Annotated in this window: 1 protein-coding gene and 1 tRNA gene; both read right to left on the reverse strand. The window is 25.0% G+C overall.

Translation table 11 applies throughout. The features are described from left to right. Window positions 1–95: 95 nt before the first annotated feature. Window positions 96–182: transfer RNA gene (locus RI68_RS00820), tRNA-Leu, on the reverse strand. Window positions 183–213: 31 nt separating this feature from the next. Beyond that, complete coding sequence (locus RI68_RS00825; RefSeq protein WP_017193367.1) at window positions 214–1911, reverse strand: DAK2 domain-containing protein; 1698 nt, start codon at window positions 1909–1911, stop codon at window positions 214–216. Between the last annotated feature and the right edge of the window lie 123 nt (window positions 1912–2034).

Genomic DNA, 2034 nt, shown 5'->3' on the forward strand with positions numbered 1-2034 from the left:
TAAAACAACATAAAAAAATGAATTATTTATCAAAAATAACTCATTTGCTCAGTCGAACCTTCAATACAAGCAATTTTTGTTGTATTTTTTTATTATGGTGTGGATAATGAGATTCGAACTCACACGAGAAAAATTCTCACATGCCCCTCAAACATGCGCGTATACCATTCCGCCATATCCACACAAAAAATAATAAAAATGAATTTATTATTTTTATTCTAAAACGAACATATAAGGACGCATTGCATCGTCATTTTCTATTTTTTCAATTTCTAAAAAAGTATATTTATATGTTAAAAAACCTTCTATTTGGTCTAAATGATCTTGAGAAACTTTTTTATAATCATAAAAAATAGTTAAAAATTTATTGTCTGAATTAACCATTTTTTCTAATAAATATTTTGTTAATGTGTTTAAATCCAAATGATTATAAAGAATTTTTTCTTCTAAAATGGCTAAATAATTATCTTTATTATTTTTTAAAGATTCTAATATTTCCGCAAAATGTTCTTCATTAATATTTAATGAATCTGTAGACAATTGATTAGATTTTTTTAAATGGACTACTTCGCCAATTTTATTTTTTTTAATGTTTTGTCGCATATTCACTAAATTATCTTTTAAAGAAACTGTTTCATCAAAAGATAAAAGCGCACTGTAACTTTCAGCTATGTTTTGCGTTTCTACTAAATTAACCTTTAAATCAGGAAAAGCTTTTAAAGCTTTTTGTGCCGCTAATTTATTTTCTTCACCGTTAGTTAAAACGATAACATGAGAAGGTTTTAATTGTTTAAAAATTTTGTGAAATTCTTTGGAAGAAACTGTTTTATTAGATTTATCAGATTTATCAATGATATAATTAACATTCATATCTGAAAAAATATTTTTTATTTCTTCGTTAGAAACAACCGATATTAAAGAATAACTTAATTGAGAAGCGTTATCGGCGTTTTTTTGTTTCACAACGTTTTCGTTTTGTTCTTTCATGTTATCAACTTTACATCTTTTTAAAGTTCCGTACTGTAATAAATTAGTTAAAACATCGCCAGGCATATTAGTATGAATATGTATTTTAACTAAATTATTATTTTCTAATAAAATCAAAGAATCGCCAATATCTAATAATTCTTTTCTTTTATTTTCTAAAATAAAACCACTTTTAGGTATTAATTGAACGATATATTCTGTACAATACATGTATTTTAGATTTTCTCCTACGACATGTTCTATATTATCAAAAGAATGAGCACCTTCGTCGAATGAATCATATTCTTCCAACATTAATTCGTCGTTTTCTAATATTTTTAACATACCTTCTAAAATACAAACAAAACCAGCTCCACCACTATCAACAACATTAAATTTTTTTAAAACGGGTAGCAAATCGGTTGTTTTGTTTAAAGAAATTTTAGCATGTTTAATCATATATTTTAAAACATCTTTTAAAACTTTAAAACTCTTTTTCTTATGAGTCGCTTCGATAGATTCACGTAAAACAGTTAAAATAGTGCCTTCAACTGGTTTCATAACCGCTTCATAAGCTTTTTTATAACCATTCACAAAAGAGTCGATAAATTGAGAAATATCAATCGTATCTTTTTGAAAAACGTTAATTTGTTCAAAAATACCTGAAAAAAACTGAGATAAAATAACTCCCGAATTTCCTTTAGAACTCATCAATAAAGCGTCAGATAAAACTTTAGACATTTTCATGATAGAGGGATCGTCAACAAGTTTTAGTTTTTCTATTCCTTCTGCCATAGTCATTTGCATATTAGTCCCTGTATCTCCATCTGGAACAGGAAAAACATTTAAATTGTTTATTTTTTTATAATTATTTTTTAAATTAATAGCGCCATTAATTACCATTTTTTTAAATAAAATACCATCTATAATTTTGTGATCTGTCATTATTTGAATCCTTTTTTTACAATTAATATGTTTATTAGTGATAATAATTATTTTTGGTTTCAAATTTATAAAATGTTTTTTATGATTCGTTGATCTATAATATTTATTTATAGAAAACTTTTG

It is taken from the genome of Vaccinium witches'-broom phytoplasma str. VAC (genome assembly GCF_000309405.1).
Lineage (GTDB): Bacteria > Bacillota_I > Bacilli_A > Acholeplasmatales > Acholeplasmataceae > Phytoplasma.

Excerpts from the sequence above, each read along its gene's own strand:
- RI68_RS00825 (WP_017193367.1), bottom strand. The coding sequence starts at position 1,911 with ATGACAGATCACAAAATTATAGATGGTATTTTATTTAAAAAAATGGTA.